This window comes from Azospira sp. I09 (genome assembly GCF_009177135.1).
In the GTDB taxonomy this organism is placed as follows: Bacteria; Pseudomonadota; Gammaproteobacteria; order Burkholderiales; family Rhodocyclaceae; genus Azospira; species Azospira oryzae.
The window spans coordinates 249,277-263,890 of the sequence record NZ_AP021845.1; the positions used below are offsets into that span (position 1 = coordinate 249,277).

Annotated in this window: 12 protein-coding genes and 1 pseudogene; 1 reads left to right on the top strand and 12 read right to left on the bottom strand. The window is 52.7% G+C overall.

What is annotated here, in order from left to right:
* Positions 1-26: 26 nt before the first annotated feature.
* Positions 27-311, top strand: coding sequence for a hypothetical protein (locus AZSP09_RS19125; RefSeq protein ID WP_152091213.1), 285 nt, complete (start codon positions 27-29; stop codon positions 309-311).
* 53 nt (positions 312-364) lie between these two features.
* On the opposite strand, the gene AZSP09_RS19130 is transcribed toward AZSP09_RS19125, so the two are convergent.
* From AZSP09_RS19130 to traW, 12 genes and pseudogenes are all read right to left on the bottom strand, one after another.
* Positions 365-781, bottom strand: coding sequence for a DUF2059 domain-containing protein (locus AZSP09_RS19130; RefSeq protein ID WP_172974846.1), 417 nt, complete (start codon positions 779-781; stop codon positions 365-367).
* A gap of 112 nt (positions 782-893) precedes the next feature.
* Positions 894-4,250 (bottom strand): conjugal transfer protein TraG N-terminal domain-containing protein, encoded by a 3,357-nt coding sequence (locus AZSP09_RS19135; protein WP_152091215.1) that lies wholly within the window; start codon positions 4,248-4,250, stop codon positions 894-896.
* 9 nt (positions 4,251-4,259) lie between these two features.
* Entirely contained in the window at positions 4,260-5,723 is a 1,464-nt protein-coding gene (locus tag AZSP09_RS19140; RefSeq protein ID WP_152091216.1) for a conjugal transfer protein TraH, read from the bottom strand.
* A gap of 3 nt (positions 5,724-5,726) precedes the next feature.
* Positions 5,727-6,527, bottom strand: coding sequence for a conjugal transfer protein TraF (locus tag AZSP09_RS19145; RefSeq protein ID WP_152091217.1), 801 nt, complete (start codon positions 6,525-6,527; stop codon positions 5,727-5,729).
* 10 nt (positions 6,528-6,537) lie between these two features.
* Positions 6,538-7,611, bottom strand: coding sequence for a hypothetical protein (locus AZSP09_RS19150; RefSeq protein WP_152091218.1), 1,074 nt, complete (start codon positions 7,609-7,611; stop codon positions 6,538-6,540).
* 706 nt (positions 7,612-8,317) lie between these two features.
* A complete protein-coding gene (locus AZSP09_RS19155) occupies positions 8,318-9,055 on the bottom strand; it encodes a hypothetical protein (RefSeq protein WP_152091219.1) in 738 nt (245 codons plus the stop codon).
* A complete protein-coding gene (locus tag AZSP09_RS19160) occupies positions 9,045-10,508 on the bottom strand; it encodes a conjugal transfer protein TraN (RefSeq protein WP_232058919.1) in 1,464 nt (487 codons plus the stop codon). Before AZSP09_RS19160 ends, AZSP09_RS19155 begins: the two co-directional genes overlap by 11 nt.
* A gap of 72 nt (positions 10,509-10,580) precedes the next feature.
* Positions 10,581-10,952: pseudogene (gene traN / locus AZSP09_RS20790) on the bottom strand (conjugal transfer protein TraN); the annotation flags it as partial.
* Positions 10,949-12,094 carry a hypothetical protein gene (locus AZSP09_RS19165; protein WP_152091221.1) on the bottom strand — a complete coding sequence of 382 codons (1,146 nt, stop codon included), beginning with the start codon at positions 12,092-12,094 and terminating at the stop codon, positions 10,949-10,951. The gene AZSP09_RS19165 and the pseudogene traN, both read right to left, overlap by 4 nt.
* The gene (gene trbC / locus AZSP09_RS19170) at positions 12,091-12,780 is read right to left on the bottom strand and encodes a type-F conjugative transfer system pilin assembly protein TrbC (protein WP_152091222.1); all 690 of its coding nucleotides are present in this window, start codon (positions 12,778-12,780) and stop codon (positions 12,091-12,093) included. The genes AZSP09_RS19165 and trbC overlap by 4 nt, the downstream gene beginning before the upstream one ends.
* Before the next feature lie 47 nt (positions 12,781-12,827).
* Complete coding sequence (gene traU / locus AZSP09_RS19175) at positions 12,828-13,874, bottom strand: conjugal transfer pilus assembly protein TraU (protein WP_152091306.1); 1,047 nt, start codon at positions 13,872-13,874, stop codon at positions 12,828-12,830.
* Positions 13,874-14,491 (bottom strand): type-F conjugative transfer system protein TraW, encoded by a 618-nt coding sequence (traW, locus tag AZSP09_RS19180; RefSeq protein ID WP_172974847.1) that lies wholly within the window; start codon positions 14,489-14,491, stop codon positions 13,874-13,876. The genes traU and traW overlap by 1 nt, the downstream gene beginning before the upstream one ends.
* Between the last annotated feature and the right edge of the window lie 123 nt (positions 14,492-14,614).

Here is a 14,614-nt window from a genome sequence, read left to right on the forward strand (position 1 = left end):
GCGGAGCGGTATGCTATTGTCTAATCATGAAAACCGCTTTCCATTTCCTCTCTGCTGTGTTCCGGCTCTTGGTCCTCAAGCCGTTCGACTTCCTGCTTTTCGGGGGGGCTGGCGTGCTGACGATCCCACGTGCTGAATGGCAGAAAATGATCCAGAACGACATCCGTTCTTCTGGACTATGTAAGGCGCAGATTCGTGTTGACGACAGGGTTGAAGAAAGCGCTCCGTTCCCGAAGTGGCTCACCACCAACCTGCCGACCGTCTATGACGGACCCCAGGGGGATTCATTCTTCATGGACATCGAAAAGTAATTGGGCGCCGATTGGCGCCCAATTCACTTTGGCCTGCTGAAATTTTCGGATATTTACCGTTTGCACCGGCATTCCTTGCCGAGCACCTGCATCCGCTCGACGTACCGTTGAATCGCTTTCTTCTCGTAGGGGGCATACTGAGACTGCAGGTACTGGCCAAACTCTGCAAGTGAGGCACGCCCCGCGATCGTCTCCTTCTGCGCAACCGGCGAAGTGTAGAAGGCGAGAAGCTGGTCCAGCTCATCGTCTGTGAACTTGCTTCCGTAAATACTTGCCCAGATGTCTGTCACCTCCTGTGCTGACCAGGGAGGCTGGAGAGCAGAAAATAGCTCCTGGGCCGCATCATTGAACTTCTTCCGGAAGGAAGCGTTCGGTTTGAGACGCTTCAGTGTTTCATCCACCATCATTTGAACGCTGCGCCTGCTGCTTTCTTCGCGCATCCGCATCTGCTCATCGAAGGTTGTCATCATGCCTTGCGCATTGAGGAGCTGATGAACTTTTGCATCCCTCGACGTATCACCTGCATGACAGAGGCCACTAGCGAGGAAAATGGCCCCGATACAAGCAATCCTGCGCATCACGTTACTTCCCGATTCCATAGTAGTCCTTCACGCTTTGGTAACCTTCACTGAATGTGTCGCTAACCCTATCCGCTAATCCGTCTCTTCGATTTTCGGTCAGGAACTGCTTGTCATCATCGGTAACACGCCCTTGACGACCAATCTGCTCGAGACGGGCGCTGAATGCTGGATTTGAATCCGCGAGTTGCTGAATGGCGGCTCGGTTTTCCTCGTGCGTCCTGGTGCCCACACCAAAGCCCAGAGACGCCCCAAGTAGCCGCCCGAATCCAGCCTGGTCAGCGAACGCGGCCTCCAGCATGCGATTGACACCTGCCTCACGGGCTGCATTGCGCTGCCCAGTGGCCAAGCCACGTTCTGCCGAGCCCTTGTTGGTATCGAAGGCCTTCTGGGCAGGCGTTTGATCTGGCATCGCAACAGACGTCGGCGCTCCCATCGGTGCTCGGTGTCCATTTGCCTCACGAATGTAGGCTTGCCCCGCGCCCGCGGCAGCTCCTTGATCCTTCCCACGCTGATCCTCTACAGCAACTTGACCATCGTGACGCTGCTGACCAACGCTCTTGGGAGCCTCAATTGGCTTACCGTCCATACCAACAGCTGCGCCGCCACGAGGCGCGACAGAGCCAGCGATGCCTGGAGCAACTGCCCCAGCAACTTGATCCCGGAAGCCTGGGTTTGTGACCGACTGCTCGAGCGCACGAGCCCCGCTGCCCCCGGCCTGGCGTAGTGCTTCGGCACCGTACCGACCATTGTCGTTGACTTGGACGGATGCTCCGTTTGCATCGGTACGCGAATTCGTGTCGCTCGCAGTCTGCGTGTAACTCTGGCCGACATTGGTTTGGTAGGTTGCGTCGGTAGATCTGGCCAGTGAACCGAGGAAGCTCTGCATTGCGGCCCGCTCTCCAGAATTGCTGGTTTTGCCGATAAGCCCTTCGATCGCCTTTGCTGCTTTGTCGAAGTTCTTCTCCGCACGCTGTTGCACTTCTGTGGAATTGCCTCGCTCGCCGGACCAATTCTGTTGCTCACCATCCCGCACGCCGTAGCCGTAATTGGCCGACGGACCATAAGACGAGCGGGTAGGTGCCTGTCCAAGTTGCTGGGCTGCACGATTGGCCTTGCCTTGAAGATCGTCGGCCGCACCCTTGGGCAAAGTGCCGGTCGGCTGAGGACCAGCTCCGCCCTGCGTCGGAGCTGCTGCGCCACCAGCTGGCACACCGGCCCCAGGAGTTGCACCAGGTTGTTGGACCCCAGCTGGCGCCGGGGCATTGGTGCCGGCCGCTGCAGCCGGTGTTGCACCTCCTGCCGGGGCCTTATACGGATCACCATTGAGAACGTGCCCAGCGCCCTGAGCATTCCGGTTATCCTCCGCCCGATGAACTGGGTTGTTGGCGGCAACGTCAGCACCTGCCTGCACCCCGACACGTCCCCCAAGATCCTGGTTACTGGTATGAGCAGTACCTGTAGTAGTACCGCTGCGATCGGTGGCTGCATTTGTCTTTCCAGCCCCGTCCCTGCTCAACCACGACCAGTCTCCGCCAACGCTGCTCTCTAGGCTCTTCTGAATCTTCGCAGCAGCAGCAGCCCCTTCCTGATGCGTGAATTGCCCAGAGGTCTTTTGAGCAAGGCCAGACGACGTACCCTGGGTAAGTTCTGCACGATCGCCGCTGCTGCCAACCTTCGCCGCCTCAACCCGAGCGCCATGGCTACCTGTGATCCCAAGATTGCCAAATTCGCCCGTGAGATTCCCGACAGCATTTGGCGTCCCTGCCTGGCTACCGCGGTAGGTCATGGAGCCGAACTCCGTCTGGATATCGCCACGGTTCGGCGTTGTGTAAGCAAAGGCCGTATTGGAGTGGTTTGCGGAAGCATTGTTGGAGCTGAAGTTACCCCATGAAATATTGCCGGCACTGACGTTGCCGGAACCTACCTGTTCACCAACCTTGTTTGCCGACCTATCAGCAGGGCCGGTAATACCGGAACTGATCCCAGAAAGCGCCGTTTCGCCACCTTTGATGATGGCCAGAGCGATCATCGGGACGCTGATCGTCAGCATCCCTGCGATGGCCTCCGCAGAAATTGTTGTGTTCAACAGTTGCGCCGCATTGGTTACCGAAACGCCGTCAACGGACGATAGAGCCGCCTTCATCGACTTCGCTCCCGCCATCGTGCCAACGTAATTGACGATTGCGTAGAGTGGAGCCCACAACTGAATCCAAAGCATTGTCATGACGTAGGAGCGGAGAACCATCCCCCCCTTGGAGCCGGCAATGATGATCAAGATCAGCACGATCGGAAACACGCCGAGCACCACCAACTCGATGGAGTTGCGCACAAGAGGCAGGGTCTCCTGGGCCAGGCGAGCCATCACGGAGTAAGCCGTGTTGGCGTTCGATGTCGCCATAGCCGCCCCAAGCGCCGTTTGCGCAGCTGAAGGATCGTTCATGATCTGCGCCATGTTTGCCGAGGTGTCATTGAGCATGTTGATCATCATGCGCTGACGGATCCCTTCCGTCGTCGATGCGCTGGATGTCATGATCAGGCTCTCTGCTGCCGGCAGGAGCGCTGTCAACATTGTCTGGGCGGTTGCTGCCGGCGCGTTGGGACTGAGCATTTGCGCAATGCGCGCGAACTCACTGGTCGCAGCAGGCGCAAGGCGTGGTCCGAGCTTGTTCGTGTAAGCGTCATCACACGTAACCGCCCCGGTTGCTCCGGAAAGGGTCACCATGCGCCCAGGGTTGAGGACACCAATCCCCGTCGAACCCAAGTCGTTCCAGATGTTCGTGGAAGTGAGAAGGGCGTTCACGAGCGTGGGTGATGCAACGAGCTCCGGATTGATGCAATCGCGCATGAAATTGATCATGTCCTGAGCAAGCACCGGATCTGGCATCGCCGCGGATTGCGCCATGCGCATTGCGCGGGGACCACCCATCAAACCATGCTGGCTAAGCTGCAAAGACGTGTCAGGAAGCGAGAAAAAGGTTTCTGTCTTTTCCGTCAGCCAATAACCGATATGGCTGGTCGAAGAGGCAAAAAAAGCCAGCCCGAGGGGCACGTTGTCCACAACAATCGGGGCGCCCGTGCCTGCGCCACCGTGATCCTCGATCTGAACTGTCACGCGAGGAACAAACAGGGTTGAATAGAAGATGGCGACCATCACCAGGTAATGGGCCGCATCTTCGCCACGCGCCCGCAGAAATCCGTAGCACATGGCCATGAACATGCCCATGATGGCTGCTACTCGAACGAGACTCAGGTAGTCCCCATCCACGCCGCCAGAACCAACCAGCATTACAACCGCGTTGAGGATGCCTTGAATCTGCTCGCTGTTGAAATAGCAGTAAATCGTATAGACGCTTCCCATGACTACCCCTTACTGGCGCTTGCCGAAGCGCGCATTGGCGGCGAGCATCGTGTTGAGGTTCGCATACATAGCCCTCTCCGCCTTGTCCAGCTGATCGATCTTCTCGTAGGGGTTGCCCTTCTGTTGGTAGAAGTGGGTTACCTGCATGTGCATGTCAGTCTTGATGTCCGCGATTCGCTGCCGCATAGCTTGCATCTCGGGTTGATAAAGAGCAGGCACTTTCGCGCTGACTGACGCCAATGCCCTATCTGCAGCCCCGAGGTAATAGATGACCATATGAACCGCCGCATCAACCGCTGCATAATCGGCCAGGTCATAGACAATTTGATCCCCGACAATGGCGGCTACCCCGGCACTCTCAGCCATGGCGGCCGCACGGTAAATGGGAACCGATGACAGTTTCAACACCAGGATATGCTCCGGATCAAGTGCCGTCGCAACGTTGCGTGTCTGAATGTTGGTACGAATTCGTCCGATCGCTTCCATGACACGGACTGAGAACGATTTGAATGGCTTGGACGAATGCGTTGGATTCAGGCACTCCGGCAAGCTGTCACAGGTCAAGGTATCCAGATTTCCTGGTGTTGCGGCACCCAACACATCCTCCCCAACCAATTGCTTGAAATCGAGGGTCTTCGGGACTGCGGATGGCTGGACATTCTCGGTGCCATCGGACGCATTGGCCGATCGCAGAATCAAGGTCGGGCCGATAAGAGACATCACCAGGTCCTTTTCGTCATTGCTCATGTCAATTGGATTTGCGTTATCCAAGGCATAGCGCAGAACGTTCACGTAGACCGGAAGGAATTTCCCGGCGTCTGCCGCCGTGAGAGAACCACGCGATTTGCCGTAGTTCTGCATGTACTTCTCTTCCATGGTCTTGCTGCCGTTTCCTTCGATCCCGAAGGTGGCATCGAATTCATCGACGAATTCACCTGCAGCCCGCGCGTACCCGGAAGCATCCCTGGCATTGGCCTCCATCCAGTCTCCGGCGAGGGAATCGACAGCTTTCTTTGCCGCCTTGCAGGAATTGATCGAGAACTGATTGACGCGAGTGGCGAGGTCGTTGATGACGTCGAGGGTAACGGCGATTTCAGGCGCCATTGTGCGCAGCGCGAGCTCGAAAAAATATCCGACAGCAGCCTGGCCAAAGTTCCTCAGGGCTTGGACGAACGCATCCTTATTTGGAAAACTGAAGCCACCGAGGTATGCATCAATACCACCGCAACCAGCTTTCAAAGAAGGTGGAGTAATCGAGATGGGCTGGAAGTTCTTGTTAGGCACGCGCCATGACAAACCACCACCGGAGTAGCCTACGGCTGACTGGGTAGCAATCGCCTGTGGGGCAGTTGCATTGACCCCGGCGCCGGCGGACGAGTAAAAGTCCCCAATCCAGTCGGCCCTAGAGCCGACCGAGCCGAGAGACAGAGCAAGGGCAACAGCTGATGCGGTAATGCGGGTACGCAGTTTCATGGTTTAGAACTCCTGACCGGGTGTCGTCATGGTCAATACTCGAATGCGCTCGGCCAATTCCTCGCTCGCGATAACGCCTGTTCCCAGAGGAATCATCTTCTGGGTCTTGCGATCGATCAGGAAAACGGCCGGTACTGTCTGAATGCCATTCCCGCTCGATGCGATCATCGAGATGCCGTTATCGGGCTTGGCGTCAGGGAACATCGGGATGGGTTTTCCATCCAGGGAAACCGTCAAGACCGGCATTCCGGTCTTGAGGCTGAATGCTTTGAGGATCGGTGCCTCGTCGTGGCAAAAATCGCAGTCCGATCGAGCGAAGAACAAAATGCCGTGGGTTTCTGAAAGGCTCTTCAGGTTTTCGTCACGCTTCGTGTCGGTTCTGCTCTTGGCACGATCGCGTGCAAAGTTGACCGTGGGCGACCGGGCGGAGTAGTTCACTTCTGGATTGGCCCACACGACTCGGCGGGACACATCCGCAAACATCGATGCCTTGTCCATGACGAAGTTTTGGGCCTTGAGGAAGGCCAGGACGTTCTTCTCCGTAGGATTTACAACGGCCTCGCCCTTCAGGCGATCGAGTTCCTTCTTGATCTCATCGAGCGAAGTCATCTCGTAGATGGTCTTCGGCTTCTCCTCAGCTTTCTTCTTTTCCTGCGGTTTGATTTCTTCCTTCGGATCGGGATACCAGTTGAAGCCGCGATCTGGATCCGCCCACGGGTTTTCGTCCCACCAACTTGCGGGGCGGCTGTCGTTGGGTGCTGCATGGGCGGTGAATACAAAAAGGCAGCTCACGGCTGCCAACATAATTGATGCTCTACGCACTTGCTTTGCTCCGATATGGGCAGCTAAATGGCTCAATGTCCCTCCCCTGGAGCATGTGTTGGACCTTGTTCGACACGTCGCCCAACCGCCCAGCCCTGAGTTGGTCTTGAAGAAACTGAATATCACCGAGGGCAAAAAGCGCTTTTGCCGACGCAAGCTTGTGTTGAACGATGGTTGCCTCGAGAAGAACCTTGCGAAGTTCAGAAATGGTGCCCGGCTGATTGCGACAAACCAGAACGTTTGCAGCCACAAACGGTACGTCACCGACCGTTGGTGATGCTACGGTAGTCAGGTTTCCAGGGCGCAACATCTCCGCTATACCAGCGTCGAGGATTTGAAGGTATAGGTCGGATGACTCGTTCAGATCATCGATAGAAGCAAGCGCCCGGAAGACCTCCCGGTCCGCTCCGTGCCAGGCGATTAGTGCATCCCGCTTATTGGCCATCGGAAGCAAGCGCCGAAGATCCTTCGCATACTGCCGCGCGTGATTCTTCTCAATCCAGAAAGCGACTGTCTTCAGTTGAACGACATCAATGGGCGTGGAAGGCCTCGACGCCAAGCGCTTGCGAATGGCTTCATCTGTTGGCTCGACAAACTTGACCGCCCAGCCATCCATGTGGAGCTTTTTGTGGCCGTTTGCTCCGCCGTCCACGTCGGTATAGACGGCCGAGTCGGCGTCGAATACAACGCCATCGGTTCCCACCAGGCGCTCATCCTTGCCGTCACGGAATTTCTTGTGGAACTCGCCGGCACACTTGAGCGCCGCTTTGTCTCCGATATATTGGCCGCTGATGTAATAGTTCGGGTTGGATCTCACCATCGTTGGATTGATGAGCTGCAGATAGACCCAATCGTCGCAGTCTGCTCGGCGGACAATCTCGAAATACTGAGTGACGGGCACCTGGCCCGTAAAGGCGACGTAGTAGCCGCTCTTCGATGCCGAGCGCAGAACCTCAGTACCAAGCTGACCGATCATTGGTGCCCGCCCAGGAGAAGGCTTCAGATCAACATGGGGCGCAGGGTTCGCCGGATCGAGCGGGACGCTGTTGTTGATGTCCCGCCCCATGATCGACGCCGCCGCAGTGCGCATTTCGGGCGGCGACTTCGGGACATAAGGCCTCGCCGTCCCGAAACCGGTACAGGCGGCAAGAGCCGTGATTAGAGGGAGCAAACAAAGAGGGCGGAGCATGCCCGGAAGATAACGCCCCGCTTCGGCTTACAGCAACGCGGAAATGCCGCTCAAATGGTGGGGGTAGCGTGAGAAATGGACTATCGGGTCCTGACTTTCTGATTTCTCTGTTGCTGTGGTTGAGAATCAAGCCCTGATTGCGAAGCCCTAGAGGCCTCAGCATTTGCCTTCATCATCATTTCGTTCAACTCCATCTCATTCTCCGTGCCAGGGGGGAACCCATTGCGACACATATTGAGCTTCATGCTCATATCGAGCATTTGGGTTGACCCATCCGACATTGGAAGCAACGTACCAGGGGTAGTGAACCGAATGTTAAAACGTTTGCATCCCTCCTGTTTCAACTGCTCGATTGTAGAAACCTCCGCTACAACTCTCGCATTCGGTCGGTTGATCTGCTGTCGAATCATCTCGGCCGTTTTGCCCGTCACGTCGACGATAACCCTTCCATCCTTTGCGTCCATTGCCTTCAGAAGAAGGTCTCGGTAGTCAGTTCCAGTTCTCGCTGCAATGGGCATGCCCTCACCTGCGGCAAATGCAATCGCAGGAATGGCTAAGAAAATCCCGGCAACAATTCTAGATATCACTGTGCTTTTCCTCCGGGCGCAGCTGCCTCTTGGCCACGTATGTCATAAAAAGGCTTGAGCATCTGTTCTACTGCATCTGCTACAACCAAGTCGAGTACAACCTTGGATTCCTGTGCTTTTTCCTGGATCCACCAATGCCCGGAAGTGCCCTTAACGTTCATAATGACTGTGCTGGTGTACTTGCTACAGGACTCCGCAAGGCAAAACCCACGCGGATCCCCGGTCAACATCTCATTGAAACGCCCAGCCACGCCTGTCTTCTGGCCAAGCCAGCGCACCATGTCCGTAATGGAAATAGCGGACGCGACACCAGAATAAGCCGCCGATACTCCAATTTGGAGAAGATCGACATTTTGATGACCGTAATTTGGTGAATTCCCGACGTCATTGCTAACCGATGACTCAAGCAATTCTCCGAGTTTGCCCCTTGCTTCATTCTTTCCAGCACCAGAAAGCATAAACATTCCGCTGAACCGGTATTGCTCCTCGGCCTCATCAGGATTTTCCACAGTGGAATAGCCACGAGCCCGAAGCTTTTCCTGCAGGACGCGAGTCATCTTTGGGCTACCGTCAAAAACTACAAAAATACGTTTTTGTGCCAGATTTGCATTGGGAAGTTCGTTGTAATGAGGCTCCCTTTGAATCTGGACATCAGGCGCAGCACTGACGTCCGTCAGCGCGGTAGTTAGAGCAATAGAAACGGCCATTGCGGCAATTACCTTACTAATTTCCATAATAACTTTGAGCCTTCTGTTGGAGTCGATCAGTAGCGAAACTGGGCGACTTTGTTGGGGTAGCAACGCTGCTGAAGAATTCTGACAAATCCATCAGGTCAAATCTCAACAATTTCAACTCATCAAGAGTGAAGCCTGAACAATCTGGGTTTTGCGGAGACCCCCAACTCTTTCCAATCTGGGCACGACCCTGTTCATTCACAATTCGGCCTAGCTTAGAAGGAAAACAGCACCACCCTTCCTTCTTTTCAAGACATGCACCAAGGACTTTAGAACTGCACCATGAGCCAACCTGATGACAAAGCCCTTGTCCACGCTTCATACCGAGAACCTGCTCATCCTGCTCGCATTGCATCATATCCATAATTACATAGATGGCTATTGCGATTACAAGCGACCACGGATCAAAACCAACGAATGTAATGCCACTGGTAGAGACTGCAAATTCAGCACCCCAGACTGTGAAGTTAGCAGTTGTACTAAGCACCCCACTACTAAGAGCGGACATAGCGTACTCTGCCAACATCTCGCTGCCACTATTCATCAGTCCCTCAAAAATAAATTTGGATCCCCATACATAAATTTCTTCAACTCCAACTTTTAGGGCTGTAGTCCCAAGCGTTTGTGCAACAACATCATTCCGACCTCCTTCTCCACCGCCTTGAGATTTACAACAATTTTTTAATAGATTTTTGTGGCAATGGCCAGGTTCGCCAACGAATAAATCATAATTAACAGCTTCACGAGCCAGCTCCATATTGGTTATGGCATTGGCAAAATCTCCATCTGGCATGTATCCGGTATCAAAGCACTGGCCATCAACACAAAACGTCTGTAATCCACAATTAGCAATTGTTGATGTAGTTGCGGCAGAATCAGCGCATTTATACTGATGCTCGAGGAGACCACATTGGCCACCAGGAAGGTAGTCAACGCAGCTTGCCGTTGTCTCTGTGCATAACGGATTATTCCTTAAATCGTTGCATGTCGAGGTAAGAACAGTGGATGCACAGGTATAATCTTTTTTCCACTCCCAACAGTCTTTGTAAACATCCAGGCCGTTAATATTTTTTGTCGCTGGACCATCTACACAAACTTGTGAAGCGACAACACAGTTTGGGTTACTTTCAAACGTTGTACATTGTGACGCATCGATCTGATCATTTACGATTGAATACGATGTGCTCAAATATTGAACGTTGGTTGGAAGAGGACTTACAGATGAAGCACAAATGTAATCCAACTCTTTTTCTATGCAAGTACCGGTAAAAGCCGTGTTTGTACAAACCTCTGCTTGTTTTGTACAGCCAGCCTGCTTAAGTGGCATACAGTAATCTGCTGGATTACTTACTACACAGTTGTAATCCTCCTTCCATTCCCAGCAATCTTTATAGACATCTAATCCATTTATATTTTTTGTGCTCGGTCCATCAACACAAGTTTTTGCAGACAACTGGCAACTCGGATTGCTCGAATATGACGCACACGGGGATGTGTCTGTATTGTCGTAGACAATCGTGTAGCTATTATTTAATTGTATGGTTCCCGCATTTGGAGAAACTGCATCACCGCAGTGATATGTTTTTGTCCAACGATCACAGGAACCATTTACTGTTGAATATGAAGAGCAAACGGATGACGTAACATTACAACCGGGAGTTGCATTCATTGCTGAGCAGTAGTCGACCAGACTGCTGCTGGTGGAATCAACGCATTCGTACGTTGAATTCCACTGCCAGCAAGCATCGCTAATTCCTACATCAGCAAAATAAAAGTTAGTGCCCCCGACATTCTTTGGTTGGACCGAATCAACACAATTTTTTGAGACAAGCCGGCACGTATTCGCAAAAGTAAGATTGCTTATCGCCATCAATATGGCGAATATAATGTATCTCATCGTGCTGCCGCCTCAAGAGCCGTGCAATTGTCCTGCCAAGATATTTTCTTTACTTGGACCGTTGAAGTTGGGGCAGCGAAGGTGAAATTGAAATACCTAGCTGTCCACTGACAACCTGGCACTCCATAACAACCCAGGTTTCCATATCCAGACCATGTGCATGTCGTACCGTTACACGACAACGATCCGATCAATGCGTTGTATCTAAGATTGCCAGTTCCAACGATTGTAAAACTCTTGCCGCTATACACATTCGAATCGCAGTTTTGCCCGGAAACATAGATAGAATAAAAACACATCGTATAGGTGTTCGGTGTCGAATTAGCGTATATTCTCGCGTATATTCCTCGATAAACATTCGGATTTAACAGAAGTTGTCCAGCGCCTCCCCAAGTGCTTGACGAATCCACCGATAGGACTGCTATCTTTTGACACGACTGTGTAATTTTGGTCTGAACATTGGATTCGCATTGATAGTTATAATCGGCGTCAACAACAACAACATTTCCATAGCTGCATGTTCCACTATTGATAGTTGAAATGGTTTCCTTGCATCTGTAAATATAATCCGGATCTACAACAATATTTTGGCCGATGGTACATGTAGAGGTTCCTGTTTCTGACCATTCATCACATGTTTGCATCGTGAATGGTGAGTTATTAGTTTGCTGCTCTGTTGTGCAATTTGAATAGCTACCTCCGATCGCTCCTGCAATTGAATCCGGATTTGCAGAAATTGCCTGTCCTTGAAGCGTTAATGGGTCAGTGCGCGTGACCAAATTTGTTGGCATGTCAGCTTGCGTTTTCATTATCGAATTCACAGCTTCGCAATGCTGTTGATCTTGGGCCGCGGTTGACGTGGTACCAGTGCCACATTCACTTATTTTTGAGTTTCCTCCGCTATAAATCGGACCAATAACACTATTAGCACCTCCCCAATATGATGATTGCGGAGGTGGTGTTTGAGAATATCCACTTACTGTATTACCTGCTTGGCTGTGAGTAATACTATCGAAGATTCCCTGGGTATTACTGTTACCACCAGCAGTTTTACCGGCATTAAAGGCGTTAAGTTGATCTGGAGTCTGGGCCGTCGCAAAACCAGACAGAAATAACATAAGTACCAAGGCAACTATATTCATTGCTTGGCGCGCTCCAACATTTGCAGATACTTATCTGCTTGTTTTCCAATGGCTCCACCACGACTAGACCACTGCTCAAGTGCATACTCGAGGGCCACGTCACCTGCCAATGCAAAGGACTTGGTGTCGCACTGCTCGGTGGCACACGACTCCTCTTTGGTAGCGATTACGAAGGTGGGGACCGCTTTGATGTTGTAGCGGCCAAACGCCTCGGGATCTATCTGTATTTTGGCGCCAGTCGACGCCACCGGTTGCAAGGCTTCCATTGTCTTCTGCATGGCATGCTTTGTTCCGAGTGGTGCCACCATGCCGCGAATTACAAGCGTTGCGCCAGTAACTTTCGCTTGCTCCCCAAGCATTACAAGCGCTTTCTTGGGAATTGATGTGGAAACAAAGACCATTAGCTCCTGCGAAGCAGGCGCTTGACCAACCCCGGCCTGCTGGTATTTGGCCGCAAGTTGTTGCGGATCGACCCCTTGCATATTACGCAACTCATTGATACCAAGGCCTGTTTTAGGTCCTGACTTGGCACTCAGAGCTTGTTGAGCTTGAGCTTGGGCCATTGCTTTTTCAATGGCCTGCTGCGTTCGCTGCACAGGATCTTGTTCTTGCGCGGGCGGTTTTTGCTGCGCAACCGCAAAAAGAGGAAATGCAGCGAAGAGACAGATTGCGATGTTGTTTTTCATGTGATCGTCGCGTTGAAATGGTCTATGGGTTCGCAATTACGCTGGGTTTAACCGCCACCAAAGTAATCAAGCAGGTTTCCAGCGCAACAATCGCGCTTCCTGAAAATCTGGTAGACGAAATCTTCGCCGGTGAATGGAAACTCTCTGCCGGACCCCCAAAGTGCCGTCGAGCGACCAAAGGGCTGGCAGCATTTCCCAGCAATCTTTTTAGTTTGAGGAATCGGATAGAGCATCGTGTACTTATAGTTGGTCTTCATCATCACAGGCTGGGGGTAATATCCACACGTTCCGTCCTGCCCAGAAGCCGCCCACATAAGCATTTCTCGGTGAAGCTTTGAGGTCATCCGTGCCGTAATAAGCGATGAAGCTTGCACGCCTCCAACCTTCGAGCTCACCCATCCATTGAGAGGAAACATGGAGCCTTGACATCCAGCACACCACAGCAGCTCGTCGCGGCCAAAACCAAAGGCCGTTGCCGCAACACAGTCCAAAGCACAAGCTGCTTGCGCAATGGGGTTGCCCCACAATGCAACGTCCGGATTGATAATAAATGTCGTCATACTGTCCGACCACAGCGGATCGATTTCCGTGATGTATGCCACGTCGAAAACCCCTTGCTCCAAGCAGCTGTCATCCAATAGGACCTCGAGCCAGAACATCAGGGGATTCGTGTACCAATGGGCGTGATAGAAGGCGCTTGGTGATCTGGCATCACTCTTACCGGTTTGTGCATGGCGTGCCGTACCAATGCCGAAGTCCATGCTTACTCCGCCCATTCCGACAAAACAGTACGGTGTGCGGGTAACGTCGACCATTCTGGCCGGCTCCCAGAAACTCATGCGCATACCAACCTTGGGTGGGCTGGTACAGGTACAAAATGCGTTGCCAGAAGTGTTTGTGCTCGAAGTATTTTCATCCTGGCCCATCGTGACAGTATTGCCCCCCGCTAAGCCAATCGGGAATGAGCAAGACCAGCAGTAGTCAGTAATCGGATTCGCAAATTTTCCGGTGCAATTTGGGTCGGCGTGAGCCACAGAGAAAAGAACTCCAGCGCAAAGAACGGCGAATCCTGTTAGTAGTCTGCGGAGTAACATCAACGCACCTCCAACTCATCAATACGCAGTTTTTTCCCTTCCTGACTGACTAACGAAGGTACTCTTGTAATTCCAAGCTTACGTACCAACGATCCTCCTTGATCGAAATACACTTGGATTTTCCACTGCCTCGACATTTCGAGCGGCTGGCCATTTACAAGGATGGCCTTCATTTGGCCGTCGTAATGCTTCATCAATGACTTAGCCATTGCCACCTGAGCGTGGTCAGAACCATCAAAAAACAGCATATTCTGTGGAAGATTGACGTAATCAAGCGGGTTTACGGTCTTCCCTGCTTCCGCAATTACATTTCCGTTCGGGTCGGTTATTGTTTTCGGGACACGAACCGTTGGGTCCCAATAGAAGACCCTTGCCTTTTCAACGCGCCTTAAACCCTGGACAGCCCTCGGATTCTCAATAGAACGCTTGCCGCGTTCAACCGCTTCCTGTTGTAACTTAGCCATCTCACCGGATTTCTGCTTCTCGTTAAGAACCCGATAAATTTCCTGGAGCATGTCCGGTTCAACGATCGGATGTACAGGACCAATCTGCTCTGCGGCCTTACTTGGTGCCACAACCGCACATGCGATGATCAGTGGAAGGAGTCGACGTAGCATGGGGAATCTAAGGGCAATTTGCATCACGGAAAGATAACGAGCCCCACGCTCCACGCCAACGCGGAAATGCCGCCGAAATGATGGGGGTAGGTGTAGGAATGGATGCCAGGCAAAAAAAACCGC

Excerpts from the sequence above, each read along its gene's own strand:
- trbC (WP_152091222.1), bottom strand. The coding sequence starts at position 12,780 with ATGAAAAACAACATCGCAATCTGTCTCTTCGCTGCATTTCCTCTTTTT.
- AZSP09_RS19140 (WP_152091216.1), bottom strand. The coding sequence starts at position 5,723 with ATGAAACTGCGTACCCGCATTACCGCATCAGCTGTTGCCCTTGCTCTG.
- traU (WP_152091306.1), bottom strand. The coding sequence starts at position 13,874 with ATGTTACTCCGCAGACTACTAACAGGATTCGCCGTTCTTTGCGCTGGA.
- traW (WP_172974847.1), bottom strand. The coding sequence starts at position 14,491 with ATGCTACGTCGACTCCTTCCACTGATCATCGCATGTGCGGTTGTGGCA.
- AZSP09_RS19145 (WP_152091217.1), bottom strand. The coding sequence starts at position 6,527 with ATGTTGGCAGCCGTGAGCTGCCTTTTTGTATTCACCGCCCATGCAGCA.
- AZSP09_RS19150 (WP_152091218.1), bottom strand. The coding sequence starts at position 7,611 with ATGGGGCGGGACATCAACAACAGCGTCCCGCTCGATCCGGCGAACCCT.
- AZSP09_RS19155 (WP_152091219.1), bottom strand. The coding sequence starts at position 9,055 with ATGGAAATTAGTAAGGTAATTGCCGCAATGGCCGTTTCTATTGCTCTA.
- AZSP09_RS19165 (WP_152091221.1), bottom strand. The coding sequence starts at position 12,094 with ATGAATATAGTTGCCTTGGTACTTATGTTATTTCTGTCTGGTTTTGCG.
- AZSP09_RS19135 (WP_152091215.1), bottom strand. The coding sequence starts at position 4,250 with ATGGGAAGCGTCTATACGATTTACTGCTATTTCAACAGCGAGCAGATT.
- AZSP09_RS19125 (WP_152091213.1), top strand. The coding sequence starts at position 27 with ATGAAAACCGCTTTCCATTTCCTCTCTGCTGTGTTCCGGCTCTTGGTC.
- AZSP09_RS19130 (WP_172974846.1), bottom strand. The coding sequence starts at position 781 with ATGATGACAACCTTCGATGAGCAGATGCGGATGCGCGAAGAAAGCAGC.